General features: G+C 69.6%; 6 protein-coding genes and 2 pseudogenes. 6 read left to right on the top strand and 2 right to left on the bottom strand.

Annotated features, from left to right (window positions below):
• Window positions 1-329, top strand: a pseudogene (locus tag FRW57_RS16665) (DEDD exonuclease domain-containing protein); the annotation flags it as partial.
• Between the two features lie 66 nt (window positions 330-395).
• Window positions 396-680: an Lrp/AsnC family transcriptional regulator gene (locus FRW57_RS16660; RefSeq protein ID WP_137121023.1), complete on the top strand. Its 285-nt coding sequence runs from the start codon at window positions 396-398 to the stop codon at window positions 678-680.
• A 97-nt stretch (window positions 681-777) separates the two neighbouring features.
• Here the strand turns inward: FRW57_RS16660 and trpD are convergent, their stop codons facing one another.
• Together trpD and FRW57_RS16650 are read right to left on the bottom strand one after the other, a co-directional pair.
• On the bottom strand, window positions 778-1,899 hold the full coding sequence (gene trpD, locus FRW57_RS16655) for an anthranilate phosphoribosyltransferase (protein WP_152186523.1): 1,122 nt from the start codon (window positions 1,897-1,899) through the stop codon (window positions 778-780).
• A 2-nt stretch (window positions 1,900-1,901) separates the two neighbouring features.
• The gene (locus tag FRW57_RS16650) at window positions 1,902-2,369 is read right to left on the bottom strand and encodes a response regulator transcription factor (protein WP_238384594.1); all 468 of its coding nucleotides are present in this window, start codon (window positions 2,367-2,369) and stop codon (window positions 1,902-1,904) included.
• An 86-nt stretch (window positions 2,370-2,455) separates the two neighbouring features.
• On the opposite strand from FRW57_RS16650, the gene ctaE reads away from it, so the two are divergent.
• The 4 genes and pseudogenes from ctaE to FRW57_RS16630 form a co-directional block, all read left to right on the top strand.
• A complete protein-coding gene (gene ctaE / locus FRW57_RS16645; RefSeq protein WP_202911465.1) occupies window positions 2,456-3,130 on the top strand; it encodes an aa3-type cytochrome oxidase subunit III in 675 nt (224 codons plus the stop codon).
• Window positions 3,131-3,188: 58 nt separating this feature from the next.
• Window positions 3,189-3,968 (top strand): cytochrome bc1 complex diheme cytochrome c subunit, encoded by a 780-nt coding sequence (gene qcrC / locus FRW57_RS16640; RefSeq protein WP_137121020.1) that lies wholly within the window; start codon window positions 3,189-3,191, stop codon window positions 3,966-3,968.
• 52 nt (window positions 3,969-4,020) lie between these two features.
• A complete protein-coding gene (gene qcrA / locus FRW57_RS16635; protein WP_137121019.1) occupies window positions 4,021-5,118 on the top strand; it encodes a cytochrome bc1 complex Rieske iron-sulfur subunit in 1,098 nt (365 codons plus the stop codon).
• Window positions 5,115-5,357 (top strand): annotated as a pseudogene (locus FRW57_RS16630) (cytochrome bc1 complex cytochrome b subunit); the annotation flags it as partial. The gene qcrA and the pseudogene FRW57_RS16630, both read left to right, overlap by 4 nt.

The following is a 5,357-nucleotide window of genomic DNA, read 5'->3' as shown; positions in this document are numbered from 1 at the left end:
CCGGCACCACGGTGAGTCCGCCGGGGGCCGACCCCCGGCCGTTCATCGAGGCCCTGGGGCGGACCGCCGAGGTCGTGGCGGCTCCGGCCGCCCCGGTGCCCGCGGCCACTGCCGAGGAGACCGAGAAGGTCCTTCGCTGGCTCGAGGCGCCAGGAGTGCGCATGGTGTCCATCCAGGGTGAGTGGACCTGTCCGGTGCACGGTGCGGGTGGTGCCCGCGACCGGCTCGAACCCCTGGCCGCGGCCCGCCGCGACCTGGTCGGCTTCGACGAGCCCTCCTCCATCGGGCTCACGCATCGACCGCCCGCCGCGGTGCCCTCCGCAGGCTGAGGGACCAGGGCGCCCAGCACCGGCGCAGGCCGACGCGGCCGCGCCCGGGCGGCTAGGGTGAGCCTCGTGATCTCCGCCATCGTCCTGATCAACTGCGACGTCCACCGCATCCCCGAGGCTGCTGCCGCCATCGCCGAGATCGACGGCGTGAGCGAGGTCTACTCCGTGACCGGGGACGTCGACCTCATCGCGGTCGCCAAGGTGTCCCGGCACGAGGACTTCGCCGACGTGATCGCCGACCGCCTCAACAAGGTGGAGGGCGTCACCGGCACCCAGACGCACATCGCCTTCCGCACCTACTCCGGACGCGATCTGGAAGCGGCGTTCAGCCTCGGCCTCGACGACGCCTGACCACGACCCGACCGCGCGGGTGCCAGGCAGGAGCGGGGATGATCGATGGGGTCTGCACCCCACGGATCCTCCACACGGCGGCTCGTGGCCGGACGGCTCAGTCCGTGGCGGTCGAGGCAGCCACCCAGCGAGCGACCACCTCACCGGCGGCACCTGAGTCGATGGACTGCTCGGCGCGGTCCATCCCGGCGCGCACCTGACGGTGCAGCGCGGCGCTCGGGTCACCGTCATGGCCCGTGCCGCCCGGGGTCTCGTCGGGCTCGGTCAGCGCGAGGGCAACCCCCGCATTGAGCACGACTGCGTCACGCACCGGTCCACGGTCCTCTCCGCCGATGACCCGGCGCAGGACGCCGGCGTTGTAGTCGGCGTCCTGCCCCCGGAGGGTCTCGATCGGGTTGAGCTGCAGCCCGAGTCTGCGCGGGTCGAGACGGTGCTCGCTGACGTTGCCGCTGCGGACCCACCACAGCGTGGAGGTGGTGGTGATGGTGAGCTCGTCCAGGCTATCGTCGCCGCGGAAGACGGCCGCGTCCTTTTCCCGCTCGGCGAAGACGCCGGCGATGAGCGGCGCCATCCGCGCGTCGGCGACGCCGATCGCGGCATACCGGGGCTGCGCCGGGTTGGTGAGCGGCCCGAGGAAGTTGAACGCGGTGCCGATGCCCAGGCCGCTGCGGGCCGCCGCCGCGTGCCGCATGGACGGGTGGAAGGTCTGCGCGAAACAGAAGGTGATGCCGCAGTCGGCGAAGATCCGGGCGATGGCCTCAGGGGTGGACCTCAAGTTGATGCCGAGGGACTCGAGCACATCGGCGGACCCGGACGAGGACGACGCGGCCCGGTTGCCGTGCTTGATGATCGGCACCCCAGCGCCGGCGGCGACGATCGAGGCCATCGTCGAGATGTTCACCGTGTGCGCGCGATCGCCGCCCGTGCCGACGATGTCCAGGGCGACATCGGGCGCGGCCATGCGGGTGGCGTGCTGCAGCATCATGTCCGCGAGGCCGCGCATCTCGGCGACGCTCTCACCCTTGGCCCGGAGCGCCATGAGGAAGCCGGCGACCTGCACGGGGCTCGCCTCGCCCCTCATCACCTGGTCCATCGCCCAGGCGGCGTCCTCGGTGGACAGGTCACGGCCCTGCAGCAGCGAGGTGTAGAGGGTCGGCCAGTCGGGCGTCGCGGCGCTTTGGGTGGAGGTGGGGGTGCTGCGGTCCGGCGACCCGGCCATGGTCAGGGCTTGACCAGGGAGCCCGCGCCGGAGCGACCGAGCTCGGCGACGGCCGAGGACATCGCCAAGGCGTCCAAGGGGTGCGGCACGACCTGGTCGGCCTGCGACCACGCGGCCAGCCAGCCGTCCTGCGGCCGGCCGGTCAGCACCAGGATCGGGGGACAGTCGAAGATCTCGTTCTTCAGCTCGCGGCACAGGCCCAGTCCCCCGACCGGAGCCGCCTCACCGTCCAGGATCAACACGTCGAAGCTCGCGCCACGCACCGCCTCGTGGACGGCAGCCGAGGTCGCGCACTCACGCCAGGTCTTGACCTCGATGTCGCGTGATGGACGCTTGCCCACCGCGATCCGCACCGCGTCGCGGGTGGCGATGTCGTCGCTGTAGAGCAGGACGCTGATCTGCTTGGGGCCGGGCCGGCTGCCGCCGTCCGGGGGCACGGCAGCGGGCGTCGAGGGGTGCGAAGCGGTCATGCCCAAGATGCTACCGGTGCGGCCCGGTGGGCCGGTCGCCGACATTCGGGGGGTCGCTCTGACATCCCAGCGCGGATAGGGCCATAATGGCGCCCGTGGCGACCGCATCAGCAGTTCACTCAGGCACGCCGGGAACCAGTCCCGGACCACTCCAGCGACCGGGCCCGGCGACACGGCCGGACATGACGTCGGTGGGCACGATCGTGTGGCTCTCCAGTGAGCTGATGTTCTTCGCGGGACTCTTCGCGATGTACTTCACGATTCGCTCAGTCTCGCCCGAGCTGTGGGCCGACAAGACGACGGCACTGAACGTCCCCTACGCCGCCGGGAACACGCTGATCCTGGTGATCTCGTCGGTCTGGTGCCAGCTCGGCGTCTTCCGCGCGGAGAACGGCCACCCGGTGCGGACCGGCAAGCTGTTGGAGATCGGCAAGTGGGGAATGCGCGAGTGGTACGTCCTCACCTACATCTTCGGGGCCGTCTTCGTCTCCGGGCAGGTCAAGGAATACGCCGACATGGTCCACGAGGGCATCACCATGTCGTCGGACGCCTACGGCTCGGTCTTCTACATGACCACCGGGTTCCACGCCCTGCACGTGACCGGCGGGCTCCTCGCCTTCCTGATGATCATCGGACGCACCTTCACGACACGTCGCTACACGCACACCCAGGCGACCGGTGCCATCGTGACGTCGTACTACTGGCACTTCGTCGACGTCGTCTGGATCGCCCTGTTCGCGACCATCTACCTGCTGCAGTGACCATGCCCCCTCCTCTGACGACCCCTGCCCCGTATCCCACCCTCGACAGGACCGCATCGTGAACTCCCTCGCTGCCCGCCGCCGCCACCCGGCGGCGATCGTCGTCATCCTGATGCTGGGGCTCCTGGCCACGGGTGGGCTGTACGTGCTGCTCTCGCCCAAGACGGCGCAGGCGGCGGTGGCCACCGCGGACGACGTGAACCAAGGCAAGAAGCTCTTCCTGGCCAACTGCGCCACCTGCCACGGACTGAAGGCCCAGGGCACCAACGACGCACCCTCGCTCGTCGGCGTCGGTGCCGCGTCCGTCGACTTCCAGGTGGGCACCGGGCGGATGCCGCTGGCCGGACCAAACGTCCAGGCGCACCAGTCGCCGAAGCTGAAGTACTCCGAGAGCGAGATCCGCGACCTCGCTGCCTACATCGCCTCGCTCGGCCCTGGCCCGGCGATCCCCGAGGAGTCCGAGCTGACCGGCGGCAACCAGGCCAAGGGCGGCGAGCTGTTCCGCGTCAACTGCGCCATGTGCCACAACTTCACCGGCGCCGGTGGCGCCCTGACGCGCGGCAAGTTCGCTCCGGCACTGGACGACGTGTCCGGCAAGCACATCTACGAGGCAATGGTCACCGGCCCGCAGTCGATGCCGGTGTTCAACAACACCAACATCGACAAGCAGGGCAAGGCCGACATCATCGCCTACCTGCAGGGGCTCGACGAGAACAAGAACCCCGGCGGCATCACGCTGGGGCGGATCGGTCCGGTGAGCGAGGGCCTGTTCGCATGGACGTTCGGCATCGGCCTCCTCATCGGCTTCGCCGTCTGGCTGGGCCGCAAGGCGGCGTGATGGCCACCCGACCGCACCGACGCAACGATTCCGAGGGACAGGATCGACCACGATGACTGACAACGGGAACCCCACACAGGGCCCGCACGAGCCGGACGGCCAGGTCGAGCGGTTCGACACGAGCACCGCCCTGCCCCTCGACCAGGGGCACATCGTCGGGACCGGCGGCATTCCCGAGCAGTTCGCCAACCCCGGTCTGCCGCCGCATGTCCACCGCATGGCCGACCACGACGAAGGTGCAGCGCGGCGGGCCGAGAAGCAGGTCGCCACCCTCTTCGGCATCTCCGCGCTCGCGACGGTGCTGTTCGTCGTCTGCTACTTCGCCATCCCGCGCGACAAGTTCTCCTTCATCCCCCTGGTCGGCCAGGCCAACATCTCCCACGTCACGCTCGGTGTCACCCTCTCGATCTCGCTGCTCGGGATCGGCATGGGAGCCATCCACTGGGCCAAGACGCTGATGCCGGACACCGAGGTCGTCGAGGAGCGGCACACGCTGCGCTCGGCCGAGGAGGACCGTCATGGCGCGGTGGACACCCTCCTCGAGGGCGGGCAGGGTGCCCAGATCGCCCGTCGCCCGCTCATCAAGTACACCCTCGGCGGCGCTCTCGGCCTCTTCGCGATCCCGTTGGTCGTCCAGCTGGTCGGCAGCCTCGGGCCCGCCCCCGGCGACGAGCTCTACACCACGGTCTGGAAGAAGGGCACCCGGCTGGTCCGCGACCCTGAGCTGACCCCGGTCAAGGCCACCGACGTCACCATCGGCTCGGTCTTCCACATCCTGCCCGAGGGGATCGACAAGACCGCTTACCCGATGAACGAGAAGGCGAAGGCAGCTGTGCTGCTGATGCGCCTGGACCCCAAGGACATCCTCAGCCAGAAGGAGCTCGACTGGGGCTACCACGGCATCGTGGCCTACTCGCAGATCTGCACGCACGTCGGCTGCCCGGTCGGCCTCTACGAGCAGCAGACCCATCACCTGCTGTGCCCGTGCCACCAGTCCACCTTCGACGTGACGCAGGACGCCAAGGTGATCTTCGGGCCGGCCGGGCACCCACTGCCACAGTTGAAGATCACCGTTGACCAGGACGGCTACCTGATGGCCGACGCGCCGTTCGCCGAACCGGTCGGCCCGAGTTTCTGGGAGCGCGGATGAGCACCTCGAGCATTCCCAAGGGCGCGGCAGGGCTGCGCGCCAGTGACCAAGCGGCCCGGCCGGCTGCGGGTGGTCCCGCGGCCAGACTGGGCGGTGTAGCGGGTTGGTTCGATGACCGCACGGGCGGGGCCAAGGGTGTCCGGCACCTGATGCAGAAGGTCTTCCCCGACCACTGGTCGTTCATGCTCGGTGAGATCGCGATGTACTCGCTGATCATCCTGCTGGTCACCGGGACGTTC

Origin of the sequence: Segeticoccus rhizosphaerae (genome assembly GCF_009192725.1) — a bacterium.
In the GTDB taxonomy this organism is placed as follows: domain Bacteria; phylum Actinomycetota; class Actinomycetes; order Actinomycetales; family Dermatophilaceae; genus Segeticoccus; species Segeticoccus rhizosphaerae.
The sequence above is the reverse complement of the archived record's forward strand: the minus strand, read 5'-3'. Positions and strand labels throughout refer to the sequence as shown.

Bases quoted from the DNA above. Each gene is read 5' to 3' on its own strand.
- trpD (WP_152186523.1), bottom strand. From the start codon at position 1,899: ATGGCCGGGTCGCCGGACCGCAGCACCCCCACCTCCACCCAAAGCGCC.
- FRW57_RS16650 (WP_238384594.1), bottom strand. From the start codon at position 2,369: ATGACCGCTTCGCACCCCTCGACGCCCGCTGCCGTGCCCCCGGACGGC.
- ctaE (WP_202911465.1), top strand. From the start codon at position 2,456: ATGGCGCCCGTGGCGACCGCATCAGCAGTTCACTCAGGCACGCCGGGA.
- qcrA (WP_137121019.1), top strand. From the start codon at position 4,021: ATGACTGACAACGGGAACCCCACACAGGGCCCGCACGAGCCGGACGGC.